Source organism: Streptomyces spinoverrucosus (genome assembly GCF_015712165.1).
Lineage (GTDB): Bacteria > Actinomycetota > Actinomycetes > Streptomycetales > Streptomycetaceae > Streptomyces > Streptomyces spinoverrucosus_A.
In genome coordinates this window covers 6,939,305-6,963,154 of record NZ_JADPZX010000001.1, presented here as the reverse complement: position 1 = coordinate 6,963,154, position 23,850 = coordinate 6,939,305, and the positions used below count along the sequence as shown (strand labels likewise).

Genomic DNA, 23,850 nt, shown 5'->3' with positions numbered 1-23,850 from the left:
GATCTCGACCGCACGGGTCTGCGGTCGAGGGTGGGTGGTTCAGCCCGCGTACGGGTCCTGCACCGTGCCCGGCCGCGCGAGGAACGCGAAGTCGCAGCCGGTGTCCGCCTGGGTGATCTGTTCGTTGTAGAGCGCTCCGTAACCGCGCTCGTACCGCACGGGCGGCGGTGTCCACTCCGCCCTGCGCCGCGCCAACTCCTCGTCGTCCACGTTGAGTTGGAGCCTGCGGGCGGCGACGTCCAGGGTGATGGAGTCGCCGGTCCTGACCAGGGCCAGCGGTCCGCCGACGTACGACTCGGGCGCCACGTGCAGGACGCACGCGCCGTAACTCGTGCCGCTCATCCGCGCGTCGGAGATCCGCACCATGTCCCGCACGCCCTGCTTCAGCAGGTGGTCGGGGATGGGCAGCATGCCGTACTCGGGCATGCCCGGACCGCCCTTGGGCCCGGCACCCCGCAGCACCAGCACGCTGTCCGCCGTGATGTTCAGGGACGGGTCGTTGATGGTCCGCTGCATCTGCTTGTAGTCGTCGAAGACGACCGCGGGACCGGTGTGCTTGAGCAGATGCGGTTCGGCGGCGATGTGCTTGATGACGGCGCCGTCCGGGCAGAGGTTGCCGCGCAGGACGGCGACCCCGCCCTCGTTCGCGACCGGGTTGTCGCGGGGCCGGATGACGTCGTCGTTGTGCACCTGGGCGCCGGCGAGCTGCTCGCGCAGGGTGTCGTACGAGACGGTCGGCCGGTCCAGGTGGAGCAGGTCCGGGATCCGGGAGAGGAACCCGGGCAGGCCGCCGGCGAAGTGGAAGTCCTCCATGAGGTACGTCCGGCCGCCGGGGCGGACGTTGGCGAGCACCGGCACCGTGCGGGCGACGCGGTCGAAGTCGTCGAGGGTGAGCCTGACACCGGCCCGGCCCGCCATGGCGATGAGGTGGATGACGGCGTTGGTGGAGCCGCCGAGGCCCAGGACGGTGGTGACGGCGTCCTCGAAGGCGTCGCGGGTGAGGATGTCGTTCAGGGTGCGGCCCTGATGAACCAGGTCGACGATTCGCAGGCCCGCAGCAGCTGCCATCCGGTCGTGCCCGGAGTCCACGGCGGGGATGCTGGACGCGCCCGGCACGGTCACGCCGAGCGCCTCGGCGGCGGCAGTGAGCGTGGACGCCGTACCCATCGTCATGCAGTGACCCGGCGAGCGGGCCAGCCCGCTCTCCAGCTCTGCCATCTCGCAGTCACCGATGAGGCCGGCCCGCTTGTCGTCCCAGTACTTCCACATGTCGGTGCCGGAACCGAGCACCTCGCCCCGCCAGTGACCCGGCAGCATGGGCCCGGCGGGCACGAACACCGTCGGCAGGTCGACGCTGGCGGCCCCCATGAGCAGAGCGGGCGTCGACTTGTCGCAGCCGCCCATCAGCACCGCCCCGTCGACCGGGTACGACCGCAGCAGCTCCTCGGTCTCCATGGCGAGGAGGTTGCGGTAGAGCATGGGAGTCGGCTTCTGGAACGTCTCACTGAGCGTGGCGACCGGGAACTCGAGCGGGAAGCCCCCGGCCTGCCACACCCCTCGCTTCACCGCCTGCGCACGGTCCCGAAGGTGCACATGACAGGGATTGATGTCGGACCAGGTGTTGAGGATCGCGATGACGGGCTTGCCCAGGTGCTCCTCGGGCAGATAGCCGAGCTGGCGGGTGCGGGCGCGGTGGCTGAAGGAGCGCAGGCCCTCCGTGCCGTACCACTGGTGGCTTCTGAGCTCCTCCGGACGCTTCCTGTCGGTCATATCGACCACCCGGCGGCGATGGCGGCGACCTCGGCGCGCTCGCTCTCCGGCAGCGGCCTGCTCGGCGGGCGGACCTCGCGGCGGCACAGCCCCAGGGAGGCGAGGGCCTCCTTGACCACGGTGACGTTGTTCGCGGAACCGTTGGCGGCCCGCAGCTCCTCGAAGCGGCGGATCTGTTCCCAGACCTTCATGGCGGCCGGGTAGTCGCCGGACCGAAGCGCTTCGATCATGTTCAGCGAAACGGACGGGGCGACGTTCACCAGGCCGGAGGTGAAGCCGGTGGCGCCCGCGGAGAAGTACGAGGGGGCGTACGGCTCGGCGAGGCCGGCCACCCACACGAACCGGTCCAGTCCCGCGTCCCGGGCGAAGGCGGCGAACTTCGCCGCGTCCGGGACGGCGTACTTGACGCCGATGACGTTGGGGCAGGCGTCGGCGAGTTCGGCGAGACGGACGCCGTGCAGCTGCGCGTTGCGGATGTACGGGACGACGCCCAGCTCGGGGACGGCCTCGGCGATCGCGCGATGGTAGTCCACCCAGCCGCTCTGCGAGACGTACGGGTGGACGGGCTGATGGACCATCACCATCCGGGCGCCCTGCTCGCGGGCGTGCCGGGCGGAGGCGACGGCGGTGGGCACGTCGTGGCCGACGCCGACCAGGATCACCGCGCGGTCACCGGCCTCGTCGACGGTCAACTCGGTGACCAGCTGCCGCTCTTGGGGGGTGAGGGCGTAGAACTCGCCGGTGTTGCCGTTGGGGGTGAGGGTCCGGATCCCACCGTCGAGCAGACGACGCAGCAGGGCCCGGTGGGCGTCCGGGTCGACGGAGCCGTCCTCGGCGAACGGGGTCACCGGGATCGCCACCACGTCGGCCAGGGCCGCCCGCTGGGTCTCGAACGTCGTTGTCATTCCTGACCGTCCTCTCCCTGGGCCTCGGTCCCCGCGTCCGGGAAGGCCCGCTCGACGAACGACGCGATGTGCGCGTGGAGGGCGCGCGCGGCGCCGTCGGCGTCGCCCTCCAGGGCCAGCCGCAGGATCTCGCGGTGCTCGGTGGCCTCCCGCTCCCAGGACGGGTCGGCGGCCCAGGCGACGGCGGAGACGAGGGCCGCCTGGTCGCGGACCTCGTCGAGCATCCGGCCGAGCAGCGGATTGCCGCAGGGCACGTACAGGGCGCGGTGGAACTCCCGGTTGGCCAGCGACCGTTCGGCGGTGTCGGCGGCCTCGGCGGCCCGGGTCAGCGCGGCGCGCGCGACGTCGAGGGAGGCTCCGCGCCGGACGGACCGCCGCAGCGCCTCCGGCTCCAGCAGCAGCCGCACGTCGTAGACCTCGCGTGCCATGTCCGCGTCCACCATGCGCACGGTGACGCCCTTGTACTGGTTCATCACCACCAGCCCGGTCCCGGCGAGCGTCTTGAGCGCCTCCCGCACCGGGGTCTTCGACACCCCGAACTGCGCGGCGAGCTCGGTCTCCACCAGGGCCTGACCGGGCGTCAACTGCCCGGTGAGGATGCGGCGTTTGATCTCCTGGAGCACGTACTGCGTGCGGGAGGGGATCGGCGTGGGCACAGAGGTCATGCGCGCCTCTCGGATCTCGCGTCTCTTCCAGAGATCGCGTATCGGATCTCGCGTATCGCGTCTCATATATGACGTACGAAGCACGACGCGTTGACCGTAGGAGCGCCTCTGTGTTTCGTCAATGCTTCTGACAAAGGGAGTTGAACAAGGGGAGTTGAGGCGTGCGCTACTTCATGGGCGTCCAGTGCGGGTCCCGCCCGCTCAGGCCCACCGCGCGGTCCAGCAGTGGCGCGTCCTCCGGGACGGTGACGACCGGGCCGAAGAGGGTGCCGTCGCGGACGGGTTCGTCGGCGGCCGCGAGGAGGAAGTCGTACGACGCTCGCAGCGCCGCCGGGTCGGGGTCGTAGGGCTGCCCGGTGGCGCGGGCGAGGTCCCAGGCGTGGATCACCAGCTCGTTGATCGCGACCGCGCCCGCGACCGCGCCGGGCAGGTCCACGCCGCCCGCCCGGGTCATGCCGGTCCAGGCGGCCGGGTCGCGCCAGACGTCGGCGAGTTCGTCGAGGACCTTGGGCAGCTCCTCGCGCCAGCCGGGGCCGATGTCCGGCGCGGACGCGTTCGGGTCGGTGTCGGTCGTCGGGCCGAGGGCCTTGCGGCCGGCGTCCCGGAAGGCGACGGTCAGCCCCACCAGGTGCCCCAGCAGGTTGCGCACCGCCATCCCCGGGCAGGGCGTCGGGTCCGCGAACTGCTCGTCGGTCACCCCGGCGGCGAGGCGCGCGACGATCCGGGTCTGCGGGCCGAAGTCGAAGGTGGTCGGGTCGTTCATCGGGTGCTCCTCAGTAATGGCGTCCTGGGAGGTCGACCGACGGCGGCGCCGAAAGTCATCGGTCGCCGGTGCGGATTTCTACGGCACCTGCCCGATCCCTACGGCAGGGCCTTAGACCCACGATGACCAGGCATGACCGGCATGAATGACAAGACGGGCGGCACACCTGGCACGGCCCGCCCCCTCCCCCGCCTCCTGCGCGACCGCGACGCCACCCTCTACCTCACCGGCACGGTGGTCTCCGGCCTCGGCACCTCCGCCCTGTGGCTGGCCACCGGCATCTGGATCAAGGACCTCACCGGCTCGGACGGCCTCGCCGCGCTGAGCCTGCTCGCCATGTGGGCGCCCACCCTCGCGGGCCCCCTCCTCGGCACCCTCGCCGACCGCGTCCGCCGCAAAACCCTGCTGATCTGCACAAACCTGCTGATGGCGGCGCTCCTGCCGACCCTCCTCACGGTGGACTCGCCGCGTGACGTGTGGCTGCTGTTCACGGTCCTGCTCGTGTACGGCGCGGCGGGCGTCGTCCAGGACGCCGCCGAGTCGGCACTCGTCGCGACCTCGCTCGATCCGGCCCTGCTCGGCGACTTCAACGGCCTGCGCATGACCGTCACCGAGGGCATGAAGCTGATCGCCCCGCTGGCCGGAGCGGGCGTCTACGCGGCGTACGGCGGGGCGAGCGTGGCCCTGCTGGACGCGGCCACGTTCGTGCTCGCCACGGGCCTGTACGCCGCTCTGCGTGTCCGGGAGGCCCCGCCCACCGGCCGCCTACGCCCTGCGATGTCCGACGGCGTCCGCCACCTCTGGGCCCACCCCCGTCTGCGCCCCCTCGTCCTCACCGGCGGCACGACCATGCTCTTCGCCGGCCTCAACGGCGCCCTGCTCTACGCCGTCGTCGAGGGCCTCGGGCACGCCCCGGCGTACGCCGGTGTCCTCGCCGCCCTCCAGGGCCTCGGGTCGGTCGCGGTCGGCCTGGCGTCCGGGCCCGCCATGCGCCGGCTGGGTGCACGCCGGTTCGCGGCGGCCGGGGTCGCGCTCACCGGCGTCGCGGTGGCGCTGCGGGCGGTGCCGTACGACCCGGCGGCCTGGGCGGGCAGCGTGGCGATCGGCGCCGGGCTGCCCTGTGTGCTGATCGCCGCCCTGACCGCCGTACAGCGGGAGACACCGGACGCCCTCCTGGGCCGTACGGCCGCCACGGCGAGCACGCTGATGTTCGCGCCGAACGTGCTGGGGCTGGCGGTGGGGGCGGCTGTGGTCGAGCTGCTCCCCCACCAGCCGCTGCTCGTGCTGCTGGGCCTGGCGCTGCTCCTGACGCCGCTTCAGTTGCCGTTCAGTGCCGCCCGTACCGCCGCCAGGTCGCCGTCCGACGCCAACCCCGCGTGATACAGCCGCAGTTCCGTGGCGCCAAGCGCACGCGCGCGTGCGGCGTCCGCGGCGAGGGTGCCGGGGCGGCCGCCCATCCCGGAGACCACGGTGAAGTTGGCGGCGAGCACGGCACCGTCGCGGGACTGCTCGGCGAACGGCGTCACCAGGCCCGCCCCTCCCGTGCACGGCACGACCACACCGTCCGCGACGGACAGGATGTGCGCCGGGTCCACGCCCGCGTTGGCGCCGCAGTGGTAGGACACCGGGTCCGCGTGCAGCAGGACCTGGAAGCGGTCGGGCGCGGCGGCGCGGACGGCCGCGACCGCCGCCTCCTGGAGGGAGCGTGCGGTGTCGTCGCGCCACGCGCGCGTGACGGTCGCCGCGGTCTCGCCGAGCAGCTTCTCGACGCCCGCCCAGCCTCCGTCGGAGGGTGCCCCCTGCCACACCGGTTCCAGTGCCCTGCGTACGGCGTCCGCCAGTTCGTCGGGGTCCAGGCCCTGTGCGGCGTAGCCCGCCCGGCAGTCGGGGCAGAAGCACAGCGACATCAGGTACGTCCCGGCGTCCCCGAGGCCGACGCCCGCGATCTTGTCGTGGGCGTGCAGATGGGCGAGTCCGTACCAGCCGAGGGACTCGAGCTCGGTGCCGCGCGCGCCGGGCCGTACGGCGGCCTCGGCGGCCAGTTCCACCAAGTACGCGCGCGTGGCGGGCTGTGCGATGCAGGGTGCCCAGGGGTAGCGGTCGCCGTAGGCGTTGACGACGGAGGTGTCCGGGTGCTCGGCGCCCAGGCGGGAGTTGTGCGCGAGGACCACCCAGGTGTGCACCTCCAGCCCGGCCCCGGTGAGGGCGTCCGCCGCCTCGCCGTACGCGTCGCCGGGCGCCCAGTCACCGGCCGGGTACGGGCGCAGCGGGCGGCCTTCCCAGCGGGCGTCCGTGGGGTAGAGCACGGCGGCGTGTTCGGCGGTGACGACGCGGTGGCGGGGGTGGCGGGGGGTGAGCGCGCGGGTGGAGTGGTAGGCGGCGGCGAGTGTCACCTGGTCCACGCCGAGCGCGGCGATCCGTGCCGGTGCCTCCGGGTCCCCGATGACGTCCCAGGGGTAGACGAACGCCGACGCCTTCACGCGTCCTCCTCCAGCAGCGCGTAGCCACGATCGATCAGCTGAGCGAGCTGTTTGACATGATCCTCGCTCGGTTCGTGCAGCGGGGGCCGTACTTCGCCCACATCGAGCCCGCGCAGCCGTACGCCCGCCTTGACGAGGGCGACGGCGTAGCCGCGGCCCTGGGCGCGCAGTTCGACGAACGGCCGGTAGAAGCCGTCGAGCAGGCGCCGGACGGTGCGGTCGTCGCCGGAATTCAGGGCGGTGTGGAAGGCGAGGGCGATCTCGGGGGCGAAGCAGAACACCGCCGAGGAGTAGAGCGGGACGCCGATGGCGCGGTAGGCGAGCTGGGTCTGCTCGGCGGTGGGCAGCCCGTTGAAGTAGAGGAAGTCGCCCGGGACTTCGGTGCGCACGGCGCTCACGATCCGCTGCATCAGGTCCAGGTCGCCGAGGCCGTCCTTGAGGCCGATGATCCCGTCCGTGCGGGCGAGGTCGACGACGGTCTCGGGCGTGAACACGGCGTTGTCGCGCTGGTAGACGATCACCGGCAGGGCGGTGGCCGACGCGAGCTCCCGGTAGTGCCGCAGCAGGCCCTCCTGCCCGGCGAGGACGAGGTACGGCGGCATGGCGAGCAGCCCGTCCGCCCCGGCCCGTTCGGCGAGGCGTGCGTAGCGTACGGCGAGCGCGGTGCCGTATCCGGCGCCCGCGACCACCGGCACGCGCCCCGCCGCCTCCTCCACGGCCGCCCGGACGCAGGCCTCGAGCTCCTCGGGCGTGAGCGCGTGGAACTCCCCGGTGCCGCAGCACGCGAAGACGGCGGCGGCCCCGGCCTCGATCCCCCGGCGGACGTGCACCCGGTAGGCGTCGAGGTTGAGGGAACCGTCGGGTCCGTAGGCGGTGACCGGGAAGAACAGCGGCCCGCTGGGGACGCTGAGGCGGGCGGCGAGCGGAGCTGGCGTCACGGGCTCTCCAAGGTCCATATTCATGTTTCGCGTCCACATTCCTGAACGTGCTCACGCTAAGGTGGCCCCATAGGAGGGGTCAAGCCGGTCAACCCCCAATGCACCAGCGGATTTGATGCCTCCGCGCGCCCCTTGACGGGCACGGTCTCGCTCCTTAGCGTGTCCACGCATGTGAATGCCGTGCATGAATACGGCCGTTTGCTCATGGAGACCCCGCAAGGAGACCCGAGGATGCCCGCTCCCCGCACCGTTCTGCTCACCGGCGCCGCCGGCGGGCTCGGCACCCTGATGCGGGACCTGCTCCCGGCGCACGGGTACACACTGCGCCTGCTCGACCTGCGCCCCATCGAGGGCGAGCCGGACGCGATCGCCGCGGACCTCGCCGACCGGGCGGCCCTGCGCGAGGCCGTGCGGGGCGTCGACGCGATCATCCACCTCGCGGGCATCTCCCTGGAAGCCCCCTTCGAGCAGATCCTCAGGGCGAACATCGAGGGCACGTACAACCTGTACGAGGCCGCCCGCGAGGAGGGCATCCGGCGCATCGTCTTCGCCTCCTCCAACCACGCGGTGGGCTACACCCCCCGCCCCCGGGGCGACGACCCTCTGATCCCGATCGACACCCCGCACCGCCCGGACACCTTCTACGGCCTGTCCAAGTCCTTCGGTGAGGACCTCGCGCAGTTCTACTGGGACAAGCACGGCATGGAGACCGTCTCCGTCCGCATCGGCTCCTGCTTCCCGGAGCCGACCAGCGTGCGCATGCTCTCGGTCTGGATGAGCCCCGCCGACGGCGCCCGTCTCTTCCACGCGGCCCTGACCGCCGAGAACGTCGGCCACACGGTCGTCTACGGCTCCTCCGCGAACACGCGCCTGTGGTGGGACCTGTCCACCGCGCGGGCACTCGGCTACGAACCGCAGGACGACTCCGAGCCGTACGCCGAGAAGCTGATCGCCGAGCAGGGCGAGCTGCAGCCCGACAACGAGGCGCACGCCTACCTGGGCGGCCACTTCGTGACCGACCCCCCGATCTGGCCGTACTGACGAAATCCCGACCAAGACAGAGCCGACCGGGCAAGAAACGGACCCGCCCGCTCCCACATTCGGGCACAGCTCGAGATGCGGTCCGGCAGCGCCCCCAGGGGCGCGGGGACCTGCGCGACCAGCCACAACGCACCCCCAGACAACACACAACCCGTCCCCCCACAACCAACCGCGCCCAAGACCGAACGGGCACACCCGGGCACTAACACTCCCTTAACAGACCTGGTCACCACACCGCCCCCGCTGTAGAACTTCCCCCATGGGCCCGAACGGGCAGCGCGGCGAGAAGGCGGGTGACAGAGATGAACCGAACCGCGGAAGAACGGCAGCGCGAAATCGTGCGCGCGGCCCGCGCCACCGGCTCCGTCGACGTCACCGCGCTCGCCACCCAGCTGGGCGTGGCCAAGGAGACCGTACGGCGGGATCTGCGCGCCCTTGAGGACCACGGCCTGGTCCGCCGCACCCACGGCGGCGCCTACCCCGTGGAGAGCGCGGGCTTCGAGACCACCCTCGCGTTCCGCGCCACCAGTCACGTCCCCGAGAAGCGCCGGATCGCGGCCGCCGCGGCCGAGCTGCTCGGGGACGCCGAGACGGTCTTCGTCGACGAGGGCTTCACCCCGCAGCTCATCGCCGAGGCACTGCCCAGGGACCGGCCGCTGACCGTGGTCACCGCGTCCCTGCCCGTCGCGGGCGCGCTCGCCGAGACCGAGGGCTTCTCGGTGCTGCTGCTCGGCGGCCGGGTCCGCTCGGGCACGCTGGCCACCGTCGACCACTGGACGACGAAGATGCTCGCCGGCTTCGTGGTCGACCTCGCCTACATCGGCGCCAACGGCATCTCCCGGGAGCACGGCCTGACCACCCCCGACCCCGCGGTCAGCGAGGTCAAGGCGCAGGCGGTGCGGGCCGCGCGGCGCACGGTCTTCGCGGGCGTGCACACCAAGTTCGGGGCGGTCAGTTTCTGCCGGTTCGCGGAGGTCGGCGCGCTGGAGGCGATCGTCACGAGCACCCTCCTGCCGACGTCCGAGGCGCACCGCTACTCGCTGCTCGGCCCCCAGGTCATCCGCGTCTGAAAATCCAACTCATCCCCTATAGGGCACCCTCACACCCAGCAGTGCCCCTTATCTCCCCAAATGTTCAGGAGCGATCCATGCGAACCCAGAGCCGACGGAGGCCGCGAGCCACGCTCGCCATGGCCGCCGCAGGGACGCTGCTCGCCCCGCTGCTCTCCGGCTGCTGGGTCGGGGCGGGCGGGGCGGGATCGGGCGGCAACTCGATCAACGTCCTGATGGTCAACAACCCGCAGATGGTCGAGCTGCAGAAGCTGACCGCCGCTCACTTCACCAAAGAGACCGGCATCAAGGTCAACTTCACCGTCCTGCCCGAGAACGACGTCCGCGACAAGATCAGCCAGGACTTCGCCAACCAGGCCGGCCAGTACGACGTCGCCACCCTCTCCAACTACGAGATACCGATCTACGCCCGCAACGGCTGGCTGAAGGAGATGGACTCCTACGTCGCCGACGACCCGGCGTACGACGAGCAGGACGTCCTCAAGCCGATGCGCCAGTCCCTCACCGGCGACGACGGCAAGCTCTACGGCCAGCCCTTCTACGGCGAGTCGTCCTTCCTGATGTACCGCAAGGACGTGTTCGACAAGGAAGGCCTGACGATGCCCGCGCACCCCACCTGGACCCAGGTGGCGGACCTCGCCGCGAAGGTGGACGGCGCCGAGTCCGGCATGAAGGGCATCTGCCTGCGCGGCCTGCCCGGCTGGGGCGAGGTCATGGCACCGCTGACGACGGTCGTGAACACCTTCGGCGGCACCTGGTTCGACGACAACTGGAACGCGCGCCTCGACTCCCCCGAATGGAAGAAGGCGACAAAGTTCTATGTCGACCTGGTCCGTGAGCACGGCGAGTCCGGCGCCGCCCAGTCCGGCTTCGCCGAGTGCCTCAACAACATGACCCAGGGCAAGGTCGCCATGTGGTACGACGCCACCTCCGCGGCCGGCTCCCTGGAAGCGGCCGACTCCCCCGTCAAGGGCAACGTCGGCTACGCCCCCGCACCCGTGGAGAAGACCGAGTCCTCCGGCTGGCTCTACACCTGGGCCTGGGGCATCCAGAACGCCTCCCGCAACGCCGACAAGGCCTGGCAGTTCGTCTCCTGGGCGTCCAGCAAGGAGTACGAGCAGCTGGTCGGCGACCAGATCGGCTGGTCGAACGTACCGGCGGGCAAGCGGGCGTCGACGTACACGAACCCCGACTACCGCGCCGAGGCCGCCGCCTTCCAGGAGATGACGAAGGAGGCCATCGAGGGCGCCCGGCCGAACGACCCCGGAGTGCAGCCGCGTCCCGCGCCCGGCATCCAGTTCGTCGGCATCCCCGAGTTCACCGACCTCGGCACCAAGGTCTCCCAGGAGATCAGCGCGGCCATCGCCGGACGCCAGTCCGTCGACGAGGCCCTGAAGAAGTCCCAGCAGCTCGCCGAGCGCATCTCCGAGGAGTACGAGGGACGATGACCGCCACCACCACCGCCCCCGTGGCCACCCCCTCGGTGCACCCACACAAGCACGAGCCGTCGGCCCGGCTGCGCGCCTGGGCCACCCGGGCGCCCCTGCTGCCCGCGCTGATCTTCATGATCGTCGTGACCCAGCTGCCGTTCGTGGCCACGCTGGTGATCTCCTTCTTCGACTGGAACGCCCTCTATCCCGACGCCCGCCGCTTCGCCGGCGTCGACAACTACCGCCATGTCCTCACCGACGCCGACCTGCGCAACTCGGTGTGGACGACGATCCTGCTGACCGTGACCGTCGTCCTGGTCAGCCTGCTCCTCGGCCTGGTGCTGGCGCTGCTGCTGGACCGGAGGTTCAAGGGCCGGGGCCTGGTCCGCACCCTGCTGATCGCGCCGTTCCTGGTCGTCCCCGTCGCGGCGGCACTGCTCTGGAAGCATGTGCTCTACAACCCTGAATACGGCCTGCTCAATGGGTTGTTGCACTATGTGGGTGGCCCACAACCGGACTGGATCTCCAACACCCCGCTGCTCGCGGTCGAGGCGTCCCTGGTCTGGCAGTGGACCCCGTTCATGATGCTGATCGTCCTGGCCGGGCTGCAGAGCCGGGACCCGGAGCAGATCGAGGCCGCACGGGTGGACGGCGCGAGCGACTGGCAGATCTTCCGCCACCTCACGCTCCCGCACCTGCGCCGCTACCTCGAACTCGGCGCGCTGCTCGGCTCGATCTACATCGTCCAGAACTTCGACGCGGTCTTCACGATCACGTCCGGCGGCCTGGGCACCGCCAACCTGCCCTACACCGTCTACCAGAGCTTCTACCAGGCCCACGAGAACGGCCTCGCCTCGGCCGCCGGCGTCCTGGTCGTCATCGGCTCGATCATCATCGCGACCTTCGCCCTGCGCGTGGTGTCGTCCCTGTTCCGCGAGGAGGTGAACCGCGGATGAGCGGCATCGCCGTACGCGTCCGTCGTATCCCCCGTAAGGGCGCCGGTCTGGGCCTGGTGGCCTGGCTGGCCGGCATCGTCTTCTTCCTGCCCATCGCGTGGATGGCGCTGACGTCCTTCCACTCCGAACAGGACGCGGCGACCAACCCGCCGTCCTTCGGCGCCGCGCTCACCCTCGACGGCTACCGCGAGTTCTTCGGCGCCGGCGGCGGGGCCAGCCCCTGGCCGTCCCTGATCAACTCGACGGTGGCGTCGGTGACCTCGACGCTGCTGGTGCTGCTCCTGGCGCTGCCCGCCGCGTACGCGCTGTCGATCCGCCGGGTGCGCAAGTGGACGGACGTCCTGTTCTTCTTCCTCTCCACGAAGATGCTGCCGGTGGTGGCGGGCCTGCTGCCGATCTACCTCTTCGCCAAGAACACCGGGCTGCTGGACAACATCTGGCTGCTGGTCGTCCTCTACACCTCCATGAACCTGCCGATCGCGGTGTGGATGATGCAGTCGTTCCTGGCCGAGGTCCCGGTGGCGGTGATCGAGGCGGCCCGCGTGGACGGCGCCCGCCTCCCCACGATCCTGGGCCGCGTGATCGCGCCGATGGCCCTGCCCGGCATCGCCGCCACCGCCCTGATCTGCTTCATCTTCAGCTGGAACGAGCTGCTGTTCGCCCGAGTCCTCACGGGCGTGGTCGCCGAGACCGCCCCCGTCTTCCTGACCGGCTTCATCACCAGCCAGGGCCTGTTCCTGGCGAAGGTGTGCGCCGCGTCGCTCGTCATCTCCCTGCCGGTGCTCGCCGCGGGGTTCGCCGCCCAGGACAAGCTGGTCCAGGGCCTGTCGTTGGGAGCCGTGAAATGAAGGCCGCCGTCATCGAGTCCGTCGGCAAGGCCGTCGTCGCCGAGGTCCCGGACCCGACGCCGGGCCCCCGCGAGGTCGTCGTGGAGGTCGCCGCGTGCGGCCTGTGCGGCACGGACCTGCACATCCTCCAAGGCGAGTTCGCTCCCAGCCTGCCGATCGTGCCCGGGCACGAGTTCGCGGGCGAGGTGGTGGCCGTCGGCACCCGGGTCACCGAGGTGGCGCCGGGCGACCAGGTCGCGGTCGACCCGTCGCTGTACTGCTACGAGTGCCGCTACTGCCGCAACGGACACAACAACCTCTGTGAACGCTGGGCCGCGATCGGCGTGACGACGGCGGGCGGCGCCGCCCAGTACGCGGTGGCGCCGGTGGCGAACTGCGTGAAGCTCCCCGAGCACATCCGCACGCAGGACGCGGCCCTGATCGAGCCCCTGTCCTGCGCGGTACGCGGTTACGACGTCCTGCAGTCCCGCCTGGGCGCCCACGTCCTGATCTACGGCTCGGGCACGATGGGCCTGATGATGCTGGAGCTGGCCAAGCGCACGGGCGCGGCGAGCGTGGAGGTGGTGGACGTCAACCCGGCCCGCCTGGAGACGGCACGCAAGCTGGGTGTCTCCGGGTCGGCGGCGAACGCGGACGAACTGGACCGCCCGCAGGGCTGGGACGTGGTGGTGGACGCGACCGGGAACGCGGCGGCGATCCAGGACGGCCTGGACCGCGTGGCCAAGGCCGGTACGTTCCTGCAGTTCGGGGTGGCGGACTACGCGACGCGCGTGACCATCGACCCGTACCGCATCTACAACCAGGAAATCACCATCACGGGCTCCATGGCCGTACTCCACAGCTTCGAGCGCGCGGCCGAGCTGTTCGCGAACGGTGTCCTGGACCCCGACATCTTCATCAGCGACCGCCTGCCGCTGAGCAGCTACCCCGAGGCGCTGGAGCAGTTCGCGTCGGGGAAGGGCAGGAAGATCGTGGTGGTGCCGTAGGTTTTCCTCGCCCCCGCCGCCCCTACCCGTCCCATCCCGTCCCGTCCCAGGGGACTCCGTCCCCTTCGGCCCCTGCTGGGGGCTGCAGTGTCTCAGCCCCTCCGGCGTTTGAGGAGCGGGGGTCCGGGGGCAGAGCCCCCGGCGGGGTCGAAGGGGCGGAGCCCCTGGAGGTGGGACGGGTAGGGGCGGCGGGGGCGAAAACCCTCTGCCCGCCCCCCCGAACCGGTCGGTGACCCGATCGGCCGCCCGGTAAGGGAACGGTAAAACGCCCTCGCTCGTTCTCGGGGCATGACAGCTATGACCCCCGGCTCGAACATCCCCCTGTCCGCCGCCCGCGTGACGGTGGACGTCGCCGCGCCCGTGCGGCTCGACGTATCGGGCCTGCTGCTCACCGCCGACGGCAAGGTGCGCTCCGACGACGACTTCATCTTCTACAACCAGCCCAATGGCCCGGGCGTGACGTACCGCTCCGGCGGCGGCACCGCCCCGGACGCCATCACGGTCGACACCACCGCCCTCCCCCCGGGCATCGAGAAGATCGTCGTCACCGCGAGCCCGGACGCCGCGGGCCAGACCTTCCAGGGCGTCGAACCGACGGCCACGATCCGCAACGCGGACGACAACAGCGCCCTGGCCACGTTCACGCCCCCGCAGCTCGGCACCGAGACGGCACTGGTGGTCGTCGAGATCTACCTGCGCAACGGCGCCTGGAAGGCCCGCGCGGTCGGCCAGGGATACGCCAACGGCCTGGCCGGCATCGCCACGGACTTCGGCGTGACGGTGGAGGAGCCCGCCGCCCCGGCTCAGCCGGTCACCCCGCCCCCGGCCCCCATGCAGCCCCCGGTGGCCCCGCCGGCCCCGGCCATGGACCCGCGTCTCACCACGCCCCCGGCGCCCGCCGCACCCCCCGCGGCCCCGCCGGCCCCGGCCGCCGCGCCCGGCGCCGGGAAGATCAACCTCGACAAGGGCCGGGTCAGCCTCCAGAAGAACCAGACGGTCTCCCTGGTCAAGGGCGGCCGCCCGCTGCTCTCCCAGGTCAAGATGGGTCTCGGCTGGGAGCCGGCGTACCGCGGCCGGGACATCGACCTGGATGCCTCGGTCATCGCGTACGGCCCGCAGCGCAACCACATCGACAGCTGCTACTTCGGCAAGCTCCAGATCGTGGGCGGCGCGATCCGCCACTCCGGCGACAACCTCACCGGCGAGGGCGGCGGCGACGACGAGGTGATCACCGTCGACCTCGGCCACCTCCCGCAGGAGGTCAGCGGCCTGGTCTTCACGGTCAACTCCTTCTCCGGCCAGAAGTTCACCGAGGTCGCCAAGGCCTACTGCCGCCTGATCGACGCGGCCAGCGGTGAGGAACTCGTCCGCTTCGACCTCACCAACGCCGAGCCGCAGACCGGCGTGCTGATGGCCAAGCTGATCCGCCAGTACTCCGGAGAGTGGGAAATGACGGCCATGGGCGACTTCGTCAAGGCCCGCACGGTCCGCAACATGGTCAAGCCGGCGGCACAGGCGCTGTAGAGATACGCCGCTCACCGCCGCATCCGAGCGCCGTGCCGATCCGAGGATCCGCACCCTCCGGGTCGGCACGGCGACGGGCGGGCCGCCATACACTCCGGGACGACCGCCGTGCGACGTCAGCGCAGTCGGCCCATGCCACGGAGGCCGACGCGGAGTCCGCGTCGGTCGACGCCCCGGAACTGACGTACGCGGACGGCGGCCACACGATGGACACGGCGACCGGCACTGTCCATCGCATGACCGCTTGCCGGGCCCGCCGACCGCCACCGGACGCGGGCACGTCCTGCGGCCGCCGTCGTGGTGTTACGCCACCGCCGTGATCCCGAGCTCCGCGAGCAGACCGCGCACACGTCCCTCGATGGCGTCGCGGATCGGCCGGACCGCGTCGACGCCCTGGCCGGCGGGGTCGTCCAGCTGCCAGTCCAGGTACCGCTTGCCGGGGAAGACCGGGCAGGCGTCCCCGCAGCCCATCGTGATCACCACGTCGGACGACCGCACGGCCTCGGTGGTCAGCACCTTCGGCGTCTCGGCGGAGATGTCGATCCCCACCTCCGCCATGGCCTCGACCACGGCCGGGTTGACCGAGTCGGCGGGCGCCGAGCCGGCTGAGCGAACCTCGACCCGCTCGCCGCCGAGGTGAGTGAGGAAGGCGGCGCCCATCTGGGAGCGGCCGGCGTTGTGGACGCAGACGAACAGCACCGAGGGGCGGGTGGCGGGGGTGGTCATGGCAGGAGTCTTTCTGGAAGGCGGGGCAGGTCAGGAGGAGGCGAGTTCGGGTTCGCCGTGCGGGACGACGACCTCGTCCGCCGCCGGGGCGGGGCGGCCGTACACCACCGCCACGGCGCCCAGCCCGAGGGCGGCGCCTAGCAACTGGGCGGCGATGAACGGGGCGACGGAAGCCGGGGCGATTCCGGCGAAGGTGTCGGTGAAGGCGCGACCGATGGTCACCGCCGGGTTCGCGAACGACGTGGAGGAGGTGAACCAGTAGGCGGCCCCGATGTAGGAGGCCACCGCCACCGGAGCGAGCCGGGCGCGGCCGATCCGGTCGAGGCCGAAGATCAGCAGGATCAGCCCTGCCGTGGCCACGACCTCGCCCAGCCACAGGTGAGCGGCGGACCGGTCGTGGGTGGAGAACTTCACGAGGGGCTCGGCGAACATGGCGTCGGCGAGGACCGCCCCGCCGATCGCCCCCACGATCTGTGCGGGCACATACGCGGCGACGTCCCGCGGGGAGAGACCGCCCGGGGCGCGGCGGCCGGTGAACCAGGCCGCGAGAGTGACCGCGGGGTTGAAATGCGCCCCGGAGACCGGCCCGAACAGGGCGATCAGCACACCCAGGCCGAAGACCGTGGCCAGCGAGTTGGCGAGCAGTTGCACGCCCACGTCCCGCGAGAGCTCGGCGGCCTGGATGCCGGAGCCCACGACGACCGCCACCAGCAGCGCGGTTCCCAGAGTCTCGGCGGCCACACGGCGGCCGAGGGCCACGCTCACGCGGTGACTCCGGCGGGCCGGGGCGCGGCGAGGAATCCGGCGAGCTGGTCCAGGACGCCGGGCAGCACCCAGTAGTACACCCACGTGCCGCGCCGCTCGCAATCGATGAGCCCGGCCTGGCGCAGGAGCTTGAGGTGGTGGGAGATCGTCGGCTGGGACAGGTCGAACGCCGGGGTCATCTCGCAGACGCACACCTCGCCGCCCTCACGTGAGGCGATCATCGACAGCAGCCGGAGCCGGACCGGGTCCCCGAGCGCCTTGAACACCTTCGCCAGCTCCGCCGCCCGCTCGTCGCCCAGCGGGGCGGAAGCCAGGCCCGGGCAGCAGTCGGCGTCCTGGCCGATCACCTCGAGCTCTTGTTTCGACATGGCTCTATGTTGACGTTTTTCGATTCAAGGCGCAAGGTTGCATCAACGAACGTCAATACAAGCCGTTCCGGGCATCGCCGTGCCCCGTCACCAGGAGTGAGTCATGCACGAGCCGTCCACCGAGCTGCGCGAAACCGTCCGCCGGCGCTACGCCGCTGAGGCCGTGAGGGTCACCGAGGGCGGCACCGCCTGTTGCGGGCCGCAGCCGGTCGAGATCGACGAGAACTTCGGTTCCACGCTCTACGCCGCCGACGAGCGCGACGCCCTGCCCGCCGAGGCCGTCGCCGCCTCCCTGGGGTGCGGCAACCCCACCGCCGTCGCCGAACTCCGCGAAGGCGAACGCGTCCTCGACCTCGGCTCCGGCGGCGGCATCGACGTCCTGCTCTCCGCCCGCCGGGTCGGTCCCACCGGCAAGGCGTACGGGCTGGACATGACCGACGAGATGCTCGCTCTGGCCCTGGCCAACGCGGAGAGGGCGGGCGCGACGAACGTCGAGTTCCTCAAGGGCACCATCGAGGCGATCCCGCTGCCCGCCGACACCGTCGACGTGGTGATCTCCAACTGCGTGATCAACCTGTCCGTCGACAAGCCCGCCGTATTCTCCGAGACCTTCCGGGTGCTGAGGCCCGGTGGCCGCATCGGCGTCTCCGACGTCGTCGCCGACGACGCCCTCACGCCCAGCCGGCGGGCCGAGCGCGGTGACTACGTCGGCTGTATCGCCGGCGCGCTGTCCTTCGCCGAGTACCGCGCGGGCCTGGAAGCGGCCGGGTTCACCGACGTCTCGATCACCCCGACCCACGCGGTCGCCGACGGCATGCACTCCGCCATCGTCCGCGCCACCAAGCCGGCCCGGAGCGCACCGGAACGCGACTGACGACGCTCACGCGAGGAGACCTGGGGGGGCAGGCTCGTACGTCACCGTCCAGCCGAGGCCCTCCGGTCACCGCGCCCTCCGCAACCCCTCCACCACCAGGGACAGATACCGCCGGATGTCCCGCCCCTCCCGGTCCGCCAGCTCCGACGCCGTCGCCACCCCGTGTGTCAGCCGCAGGACCTCGATCGGCTCGACGTCCTCCCGCAGGGTCCCCTCCGCCTGCGCCGCCCGCACCATTCGCTCCGCCGCCACCTTGAGGCAGGCCCCGCAGGCGGTGGCCACGGTCGAGTCGTCGTCCGTGACGGCCGAACCCAGCAGCGACCTCAGGCCACGGACCTGGATCATCCCCAGGCCCAGTTCGTTGAGCCACTCCACCAGCGCCTCACCGGGCGGCAGCTCCCCCGCGATCTCGTCGGCGCGCCGCGCGAGCGCCTCGATCCGGTCGAGGTAGGCGGCCTCCAACAGCGCCTGGCGCGTGGGGAAGTGACGGTAGAGCGTGCCGGATCCGACCCCGGCCCGCTTGGCGATGTCGTCGAGGGAGGCGCCCTCTCCGTGCTCGGCGAAGGCCTCCACGGCCGCCTTCAGCAACCGCTCGTAGTTGCGCCGAGCGTCCGCGCGCATGGGCTTGACCTGCGTCATCCAGCAACTCCTCGCACACCGGAGACTCTCCCCGCATGCTACTGATGCCGCCCACGGACGGTGTACCCGCCGCCCGTGGGCCATGACATCGAGGTGCCCTGGGAGATCAACCGGCCGTCACCCACGGCCAGTCCGCGTCCCGCGCCGCCTCCAGCAGCGGCACCATCCGGAACGCCGCGTCCGACAGCCCACCGAAGGTGTGCCGGTTCCCCTTCCCGGAGGGCCCGTGACCCACCCGGTACCCGGCGAGGTTCCAGGTGTAGACCGGCACGTGAGCCGGGACCTGCTCGGTCGGGTCGCCGTGGCGGCTGTAGGCGTACTGCTCGTCGGTGACGATGAGTACCCGGTCGTGCTTCCGGTAGTGCCGGCGCACCGCCTCCGTGGTGTCGGTGCCGCCCAGGTCGCCGAATCGCTCCAGCACCTTGAGCACCGACTCCCCCTTGCGGAACCGCACCGGGTTGCTGCTCGTCCCGAACTCGACGAGATCCGCGTCCGCCGCCCGCAGCGCAAGCGCCGTGCCGAAGATCGCCGCCGCGTCGGCCCGGTTGAGCTCCGAGCGGTCGGACAGCCGCGAGTAGAACATCGAACCCGAGCGGTCGACGAGCACCAGCGTCCGGCCGGACAGCGCGGGAACGTTGGCCAGCGAGTGGCCGAGCGCCTGCTCCAGCGGGTACGACCAGCGCAGCGACGGCGCGTGCTGGTACGCCGCGAGGTACCGGAACGGGAACTGCCGCGACCGTGCGACCTCCGCCGGGTCGCTGATCCGGGCCGCGACCCGCGCCGCCACCTCGTCGGACACCCCGGCCTCGTCGAAGTTCCGCAGGTTGCGGACCAGCGCCATGGTGCCCATGGACGGGATCACGGCCTCCCAGGCCGCCCTGTCCATCGGTCCCTGCAGCCAGCCCGCCAGCGCCTCCCAGGTCATCCCGGCCGCCGCGAGCCGCTCGGCGCCGTCCGGCGCGGTGACGACGGCCCGCCGCTCCTCGACCGGCAGCGCCATCAGCTCGCGGTGCGCGCTGAGGACGCGGTCCGACGCGGGCGGCACGGCGTTGTCCGGGTTGTGCCGGCGGTCCAGGGCGTACTTGAACAGCTCGCCCTGCCACGGCTTGTCCGGGTCCGGAGCCGCGTGCACCAGGTTGAGGATGTCGCCGAAGCGGTACCCGTTGGAAGCGGTGTCGTACTTCAGCAGCGACTTCCCGCTGTACAGCCGCCGCACGGCGTCGGCGACACCGCGCTTGACGGGCTTGGGGATGTTACGGCCGTACAGCGCGGTCCAGTACGCGAGCAGCTCACCGGGCTCGTCGGGCCGCTGGAGCACGGAGTCGACGACCTGGCGGTTCGACGGACCGTCGGTCGCGCCGGCCTCCAGGCGCGCCTTGACGTACTCGGCGGCGCCCACGACCGAGGCGGTGCGCAGGTTGCCCGCGCCGCGCAGCCAGCCGAGGAGCCCCGCGGTCCACGCCGGGTCGGTGACGGCGAGCTCGCGCACGAGCCGCGTGAACCGGTCGTCGCGGTCGGCGCCGGTCTCGTAGAAGGTCTGCTGCGAGACGAAGTTGGAGACGGCGAGCAGGAAGAGCTCGGAGCGTGCGTCGCGCTCTCGGCCCCGGCCGCCCTGGAAGGTACGCAGGACGCGCCCCGTCGACGTGACGCGCGAGGTCGGCTGCGCCTTGGCGGCCTTGGTGTTGAATCGCGCCATGGTGAATTCCCCCGAATTCCTTGTGCATTTCGGAGGGAGTGCGCAGCAAAAAGGTGGGTGCCCGAGATCAGGAGGCGGCGACGGACTTAGCCGGATGCTCTGCCGTTTGAGCTACATCGACCCTGAGTCGATGACGGGACTCGAACCCGCAACCGTCCGATCCGAAAGAAGTAACCGTTGCCTGCGCACCGGGCACCCACCAGCAGCTGCGCCTCCCGAGATCAAACCGGCGGCGGCATGGTTTTCTTTGGAGAGAAGAAGTAGCCGCCGCCTTCGCACCGGGAGGTGCGTGACGTTGTGATCTCACTGTAGGAGGCGCAGCGCGGGACCGGCGAGTGAATTAATTACCGCTGCTGCCGCTTCCAGGGGCCGGTGATGGCGAGCATGATGCCGGGTTCCTGGATGTTGGCGTACAGGGTCTTTCCGTCGGGTGAGAAGGTGACGCCGGTGAACTCGCTGTACTCGGGCTCCTCCTCGGTGCCGATGTTCAGCTCGTTGCGGGCGATCGGGTAGGTGCGGCCGCTGTCGGTGGCGCCGAACAGGTGCTGGATGCCCTCGCCGTCCTCGGCGATGATCAGGCCACCGTAGGGGGAGACGGTGATGTTGTCGGGGCCGTCGAAGGCGCCGTCCTTGAAGGGGTCCGGGTTGACGCCCAGCAGCACCTTCAGGGTGAGGGTGCGGCGCTTGGGGTCGTAGAACCAGACCTGGCCGTCGTGCTGGACGGGGCTCTCCTCACGGGCGTACGAGGAGACGATGTACGCGCCGCCGTCGCCCCACCACATGCCCTCCAGCTTGCGGGCGCGGGTGATCTCGCCCTCGCCGAACTGCTCCCGCACGGACACCGTCCTGGCGTCTCGGTCCGGCACGTCGACCCAGTCGACGCCGTAGACGGTGCCGACCTTGGTGGCGCGCGAGAGGTCGTCGACGAAGTGGCCGCCGGAGTTGAAGCACTTGGGCGCCTGCAGCACGCCGGCGTCGTCGGCGAGGGTGCGGAACTTGCCGTGGCCGTACTCGAAGCCCTTGGGCGGGGTCCAGCGGTAGAACAGGCCGTTGGGCTCGTCGGCGTCCTCGGTGAGGTAGGCGTGCCCCCGCTTGGGGTCGATGACGACGGCCTCGTGGTCGTAACGGCCGAAGAACTTCAGCGGCTTGGGGTCGCGGTTGGCGCGCCGGTCGCTGGGGTCGACCTCGAAGACGTAACCGTGGTCCTTGGTCATGCCGTTCTCGCCGGCCCGGTCGGAGTTCTCCTCGCAGGTCAGCCAGGTGCCCCAGGGGGTGGAGCCGCCGGCGCAGTTGTTGGCGGTGCCGGCGATGCCGACCCACTCGGCGACCCGTCCGTCGCGGCGCACCTCGACGACCGTGCAGCCGCCGGGCGCGGCGGGGTCGTAGACCAGGCCCTCGGTGAGCGGGACCGGGTGGTCGTGGTCGGAGCGGGGGCCGTCCATCTCGTGGTTGTTGACCAGGAGGGTGGTGCCGCGCGGGCCGGCGAAGGTCGCGGTGCCGTCGTGGTCGGCGGGGGTGAACTCGCCCGACTCCAGCTTGGTTTTGCCGGCGTAGGTGAGGATCTTGTACGAGAAGCCGGCGGGCAGCGCGAGGATGCCCTCCGGGTCGGGGAGGAGCGGGCCGTATCCGACCCCACCATGCTTGGCCGCGGCCTCCTCGCCCGTGGTCTCCGTCTCGGCGGACGCGAGGGCGCCGGGAGCACTGCCGAGCGCGGCGACGGTGCCCGCCAGTGCGACCGCTCCGGTTCCGGCGATGGCGGTGGTCCTGGCGAAGTCCCTGCGAGTGAGCGACATGCTGTCTCCTGTGACGGGGGGAGTTCCGTGGAGGGCGGCGGACCTCGGGTCGGCGCCACGGTGTCGCCCGGCCGTGAACGCCACTTGAACTCCGGGCGACCCCGCAGGGCTCGCTTCCGTGAATCCGTACGACCCCGTCAGCGGCCGGAAATGTCAGGAATCCCCTCAACCGCCCTGCTGGGACCGCGCCTTGAAGGCCGCCTTCCTGGCCTCCTTGGCGATCCTCTTGTCCGGGTGGATCCGCCCCATCGCCTCCAGGACGTCCGCGGTGGCCGGATGGTCGACCCGCCAGGCCGCCGCGAAGAACCCGCTGTGCTGTTCCGCGAGGCCCTCCACCAGGGCGCGCAGTTCCTCGGAGTTGCCTTCGGCGGCGAGTTGCGCGGCCAGGGTGTCCACGGTGAGCCAGAAGACCATCGCCTCGGACGGGGCGGGTACGTCCGTGCAGCCGTGCTCGGTCAGCCAGACCCGGGCGAGGCCGCCGAGTTCGGGGTCGTCGAGGACGTCCCGCAGGGCGGGTTCGGCGTCGGGGCCGACGAGCGAGAGGGCCTGCTGGCAGCGCAGCCGGCGCAGCGGGGCACCGGAGTCCGCGCCCCGGGCGGCGTCGAGCAACTCCCGGGCCGCGGCGAGGGGTTCGCGGCGGGTCAGCCACTGCTCGGTCTCGGCCTGCGCGGCCCGCGGCCCGAAGACGGCCGTGCCGTCCAGCAACGCGTCGGCGCCCTTGTCGGCCAGTTCGCCCACGGCGGGCGCGTCGAAACCGGCCTCCAGCAGCCGCGCCCGCAGCCCGTACAGGCCGAGCGGGGTGAGCCGGACCATGCCGTAGCGGGAGACGTCGGTGTCGTCGACAGCGGGAGGCTCCTCAGTGCCGTCCTCGGCCTCCGCCATCAGCGCCTCGTCGACCGGCTGGTACTCCACCAGCCCCACCGGCTCCAGCAGCCGGAACTGGTCGTCCAGCCACATCATGGCGTCCGACACCTGCTCCAGGACGTCGTTGGTGGGCTCGGTCATGTCGCCCGGCACGATCACCGACGCGGCGAGCGCGGGCAGCGGCACGGGCGCCCCGACGGGCCCGTCCTCGCCGACGGTGAGCAGGTAGAGGTTGCCGAGCACGCCGTCGAGGAACGCGGACTCCGCCTCGGGGTCCCAGTCCAGCGCGGACGTGTCGACGCGGCCGCCCTCGTCCATCGCGTCGGCCGGCTCGTCGAGGTCGGGCACGCTCGCGTCGGCGAGCACCGTCTCCAGGGCGTCCAGCCACACGCCGAGCACCTCGTGCGGGGAGCCGCCGGTGAGCTGCGCCAGCTCCGGGCCGGTCGTGACGGTGCCGGCCGCCTCGTCGACGACGTCGACCAGTCCGGTGTCCACGGCCACTCGCCACGCCTCGCCGGCCAGCGCCGCCGCGTCGTCGCCGCTCAGCCCGAGCGCCTCGGCCGCGGCCGGCAGCTGCTCGTCGACCAGTGAGCCCCCGGCGTCCACGCGGGTGCCGGGCCCGGCCCAGCGGGCGAGCCGGGCGGCCCGGGACAGCAACGGCGTGGACAGCGCGTCGCGCGCCAGCTCCGCTTCGGAGGTCAGCCGGACCGGCGGCAGGGGGGAGCTGTCTGACATCGGGGGGATCTCCT

General features: G+C 71.6%; 22 protein-coding genes. 9 read left to right on the top strand and 13 right to left on the bottom strand.

Annotated elements, in window-relative coordinates; translation table 11 throughout:
* Window positions 1–39 precede the first annotated feature (39 nt).
* The 4 genes from araD to I2W78_RS31635 form a co-directional block, all read right to left on the bottom strand.
* Window positions 40–1,770: an L-arabinonate dehydratase gene (araD, locus tag I2W78_RS31650; RefSeq protein WP_196463663.1), complete on the bottom strand. Its 1,731-nt coding sequence runs from the start codon at window positions 1,768–1,770 to the stop codon at window positions 40–42.
* Window positions 1,767–2,675 (bottom strand): dihydrodipicolinate synthase family protein, encoded by a 909-nt coding sequence (locus tag I2W78_RS31645; protein ID WP_196463662.1) that lies wholly within the window; start codon window positions 2,673–2,675, stop codon window positions 1,767–1,769. Before I2W78_RS31645 ends, araD begins: the two co-directional genes overlap by 4 nt.
* Window positions 2,672–3,340 (bottom strand): GntR family transcriptional regulator, encoded by a 669-nt coding sequence (locus tag I2W78_RS31640; protein WP_196463661.1) that lies wholly within the window; start codon window positions 3,338–3,340, stop codon window positions 2,672–2,674. The genes I2W78_RS31645 and I2W78_RS31640 overlap by 4 nt, the downstream gene beginning before the upstream one ends.
* Before the next feature lie 166 nt (window positions 3,341–3,506).
* Complete coding sequence (locus tag I2W78_RS31635; RefSeq protein ID WP_196463660.1) at window positions 3,507–4,103, bottom strand: TIGR03086 family metal-binding protein; 597 nt, start codon at window positions 4,101–4,103, stop codon at window positions 3,507–3,509.
* 132 nt (window positions 4,104–4,235) lie between these two features.
* Here I2W78_RS31635 and I2W78_RS31630 point away from each other — a divergent pair, with 132 nt between their 5' ends.
* A complete protein-coding gene (locus tag I2W78_RS31630; protein WP_230885651.1) occupies window positions 4,236–5,483 on the top strand; it encodes an MFS transporter in 1,248 nt (415 codons plus the stop codon).
* Here the strand turns inward: I2W78_RS31630 and I2W78_RS31625 are convergent.
* Together I2W78_RS31625 and I2W78_RS31620 are read right to left on the bottom strand one after the other, a co-directional pair.
* A complete protein-coding gene (locus I2W78_RS31625) occupies window positions 5,420–6,583 on the bottom strand; it encodes a hypothetical protein (RefSeq protein ID WP_196463659.1) in 1,164 nt (387 codons plus the stop codon). The genes I2W78_RS31630 and I2W78_RS31625 overlap by 64 nt on opposite strands.
* On the bottom strand, window positions 6,580–7,521 hold the full coding sequence (locus I2W78_RS31620) for a 5-dehydro-4-deoxyglucarate dehydratase (protein ID WP_196463658.1): 942 nt from the start codon (window positions 7,519–7,521) through the stop codon (window positions 6,580–6,582). The genes I2W78_RS31625 and I2W78_RS31620 overlap by 4 nt, the downstream gene beginning before the upstream one ends.
* Window positions 7,522–7,752: 231 nt before the next feature.
* Between I2W78_RS31620 and I2W78_RS31615 the strand changes: the two genes are divergently transcribed.
* The 7 genes from I2W78_RS31615 to I2W78_RS31585 all read left to right on the top strand — a co-directional run bounded on the left by I2W78_RS31615 (window position 7,753) and on the right by I2W78_RS31585 (window position 15,376).
* Complete coding sequence (locus tag I2W78_RS31615) at window positions 7,753–8,562, top strand: NAD-dependent epimerase/dehydratase family protein (protein ID WP_196463657.1); 810 nt, start codon at window positions 7,753–7,755, stop codon at window positions 8,560–8,562.
* A 302-nt stretch (window positions 8,563–8,864) separates the two neighbouring features.
* A complete protein-coding gene (locus tag I2W78_RS31610; protein ID WP_196463656.1) occupies window positions 8,865–9,632 on the top strand; it encodes a DeoR/GlpR family DNA-binding transcription regulator in 768 nt (255 codons plus the stop codon).
* A 77-nt stretch (window positions 9,633–9,709) separates the two neighbouring features.
* Window positions 9,710–11,080 (top strand): ABC transporter substrate-binding protein, encoded by a 1,371-nt coding sequence (locus I2W78_RS31605; protein ID WP_196463655.1) that lies wholly within the window; start codon window positions 9,710–9,712, stop codon window positions 11,078–11,080.
* The gene (locus I2W78_RS31600; protein WP_196463654.1) at window positions 11,077–12,018 is read left to right on the top strand and encodes a carbohydrate ABC transporter permease; all 942 of its coding nucleotides are present in this window, start codon (window positions 11,077–11,079) and stop codon (window positions 12,016–12,018) included. The genes I2W78_RS31605 and I2W78_RS31600 overlap by 4 nt, the downstream gene beginning before the upstream one ends.
* Window positions 12,015–12,866, top strand: coding sequence for a carbohydrate ABC transporter permease (locus I2W78_RS31595; protein ID WP_196463653.1), 852 nt, complete (start codon window positions 12,015–12,017; stop codon window positions 12,864–12,866). Before I2W78_RS31600 ends, I2W78_RS31595 begins: the two co-directional genes overlap by 4 nt.
* Entirely contained in the window at window positions 12,863–13,852 is a 990-nt protein-coding gene (locus I2W78_RS31590; RefSeq protein ID WP_196463652.1) for a zinc-dependent alcohol dehydrogenase family protein, read from the top strand. Before I2W78_RS31595 ends, I2W78_RS31590 begins: the two co-directional genes overlap by 4 nt.
* A gap of 297 nt (window positions 13,853–14,149) precedes the next feature.
* On the top strand, window positions 14,150–15,376 hold the full coding sequence (locus I2W78_RS31585) for a TerD family protein (RefSeq protein ID WP_196464796.1): 1,227 nt from the start codon (window positions 14,150–14,152) through the stop codon (window positions 15,374–15,376).
* Between the two features lie 303 nt (window positions 15,377–15,679).
* Here the strand turns inward: I2W78_RS31585 and I2W78_RS31580 are convergent, their stop codons facing one another.
* Genes I2W78_RS31580 through I2W78_RS31570 form a run of 3 tightly spaced genes read right to left on the bottom strand, consistent with a single transcriptional unit; the run spans window position 15,680 to window position 17,235 of the window.
* Entirely contained in the window at window positions 15,680–16,102 is a 423-nt protein-coding gene (locus I2W78_RS31580; RefSeq protein WP_196463651.1) for an arsenate reductase ArsC, read from the bottom strand.
* A 30-nt stretch (window positions 16,103–16,132) separates the two neighbouring features.
* Window positions 16,133–16,867 (bottom strand): aquaporin, encoded by a 735-nt coding sequence (locus I2W78_RS31575; protein ID WP_196463650.1) that lies wholly within the window; start codon window positions 16,865–16,867, stop codon window positions 16,133–16,135.
* Complete coding sequence (locus I2W78_RS31570; RefSeq protein WP_196463649.1) at window positions 16,864–17,235, bottom strand: ArsR/SmtB family transcription factor; 372 nt, start codon at window positions 17,233–17,235, stop codon at window positions 16,864–16,866. The genes I2W78_RS31575 and I2W78_RS31570 overlap by 4 nt, the downstream gene beginning before the upstream one ends.
* Window positions 17,236–17,338: 103 nt before the next feature.
* Between I2W78_RS31570 and arsM the strand changes: the two genes are divergently transcribed.
* Window positions 17,339–18,109 (top strand): arsenite methyltransferase, encoded by a 771-nt coding sequence (arsM, locus tag I2W78_RS31565; protein ID WP_196463648.1) that lies wholly within the window; start codon window positions 17,339–17,341, stop codon window positions 18,107–18,109.
* A gap of 66 nt (window positions 18,110–18,175) precedes the next feature.
* Here the strand turns inward: arsM and I2W78_RS31560 are convergent, their stop codons facing one another.
* The 4 genes from I2W78_RS31560 to I2W78_RS31545 all read right to left on the bottom strand — a co-directional run bounded on the left by I2W78_RS31560 (window position 18,176) and on the right by I2W78_RS31545 (window position 23,836).
* Window positions 18,176–18,748 (bottom strand): TetR/AcrR family transcriptional regulator, encoded by a 573-nt coding sequence (locus I2W78_RS31560; RefSeq protein WP_196463647.1) that lies wholly within the window; start codon window positions 18,746–18,748, stop codon window positions 18,176–18,178.
* A gap of 106 nt (window positions 18,749–18,854) precedes the next feature.
* Window positions 18,855–20,444 carry a TROVE domain-containing protein gene (locus tag I2W78_RS31555; RefSeq protein WP_196463646.1) on the bottom strand — a complete coding sequence of 530 codons (1,590 nt, stop codon included), beginning with the start codon at window positions 20,442–20,444 and terminating at the stop codon, window positions 18,855–18,857.
* A gap of 344 nt (window positions 20,445–20,788) precedes the next feature.
* Complete coding sequence (locus I2W78_RS31550) at window positions 20,789–22,237, bottom strand: alkaline phosphatase PhoX (protein ID WP_196463645.1); 1,449 nt, start codon at window positions 22,235–22,237, stop codon at window positions 20,789–20,791.
* Window positions 22,238–22,402: 165 nt separating this feature from the next.
* Entirely contained in the window at window positions 22,403–23,836 is a 1,434-nt protein-coding gene (locus I2W78_RS31545; RefSeq protein WP_196463644.1) for a hypothetical protein, read from the bottom strand.
* Window positions 23,837–23,850: the final 14 nt, after the last annotated feature.

Excerpts from the sequence above, each read along its gene's own strand:
- araD (WP_196463663.1), bottom strand. The coding sequence starts at position 1,770 with ATGACCGACAGGAAGCGTCCGGAGGAGCTCAGAAGCCACCAGTGGTAC.
- I2W78_RS31645 (WP_196463662.1), bottom strand. The coding sequence starts at position 2,675 with ATGACAACGACGTTCGAGACCCAGCGGGCGGCCCTGGCCGACGTGGTG.
- I2W78_RS31640 (WP_196463661.1), bottom strand. The coding sequence starts at position 3,340 with ATGACCTCTGTGCCCACGCCGATCCCCTCCCGCACGCAGTACGTGCTC.
- I2W78_RS31635 (WP_196463660.1), bottom strand. The coding sequence starts at position 4,103 with ATGAACGACCCGACCACCTTCGACTTCGGCCCGCAGACCCGGATCGTC.
- I2W78_RS31630 (WP_230885651.1), top strand. The coding sequence starts at position 4,236 with ATGACCGGCATGAATGACAAGACGGGCGGCACACCTGGCACGGCCCGC.
- I2W78_RS31615 (WP_196463657.1), top strand. The coding sequence starts at position 7,753 with ATGCCCGCTCCCCGCACCGTTCTGCTCACCGGCGCCGCCGGCGGGCTC.
- I2W78_RS31610 (WP_196463656.1), top strand. The coding sequence starts at position 8,865 with ATGAACCGAACCGCGGAAGAACGGCAGCGCGAAATCGTGCGCGCGGCC.
- I2W78_RS31605 (WP_196463655.1), top strand. The coding sequence starts at position 9,710 with ATGCGAACCCAGAGCCGACGGAGGCCGCGAGCCACGCTCGCCATGGCC.
- I2W78_RS31600 (WP_196463654.1), top strand. The coding sequence starts at position 11,077 with ATGACCGCCACCACCACCGCCCCCGTGGCCACCCCCTCGGTGCACCCA.
- I2W78_RS31595 (WP_196463653.1), top strand. The coding sequence starts at position 12,015 with ATGAGCGGCATCGCCGTACGCGTCCGTCGTATCCCCCGTAAGGGCGCC.
- I2W78_RS31590 (WP_196463652.1), top strand. The coding sequence starts at position 12,863 with ATGAAGGCCGCCGTCATCGAGTCCGTCGGCAAGGCCGTCGTCGCCGAG.
- I2W78_RS31585 (WP_196464796.1), top strand. The coding sequence starts at position 14,150 with ATGACCCCCGGCTCGAACATCCCCCTGTCCGCCGCCCGCGTGACGGTG.
- I2W78_RS31580 (WP_196463651.1), bottom strand. The coding sequence starts at position 16,102 with ATGACCACCCCCGCCACCCGCCCCTCGGTGCTGTTCGTCTGCGTCCAC.
- I2W78_RS31570 (WP_196463649.1), bottom strand. The coding sequence starts at position 17,235 with ATGTCGAAACAAGAGCTCGAGGTGATCGGCCAGGACGCCGACTGCTGC.
- arsM (WP_196463648.1), top strand. The coding sequence starts at position 17,339 with ATGCACGAGCCGTCCACCGAGCTGCGCGAAACCGTCCGCCGGCGCTAC.
- I2W78_RS31560 (WP_196463647.1), bottom strand. The coding sequence starts at position 18,748 with ATGACGCAGGTCAAGCCCATGCGCGCGGACGCTCGGCGCAACTACGAG.
- I2W78_RS31555 (WP_196463646.1), bottom strand. The coding sequence starts at position 20,444 with ATGGCGCGATTCAACACCAAGGCCGCCAAGGCGCAGCCGACCTCGCGC.
- I2W78_RS31550 (WP_196463645.1), bottom strand. The coding sequence starts at position 22,237 with ATGTCGCTCACTCGCAGGGACTTCGCCAGGACCACCGCCATCGCCGGA.
- I2W78_RS31545 (WP_196463644.1), bottom strand. The coding sequence starts at position 23,836 with ATGTCAGACAGCTCCCCCCTGCCGCCGGTCCGGCTGACCTCCGAAGCG.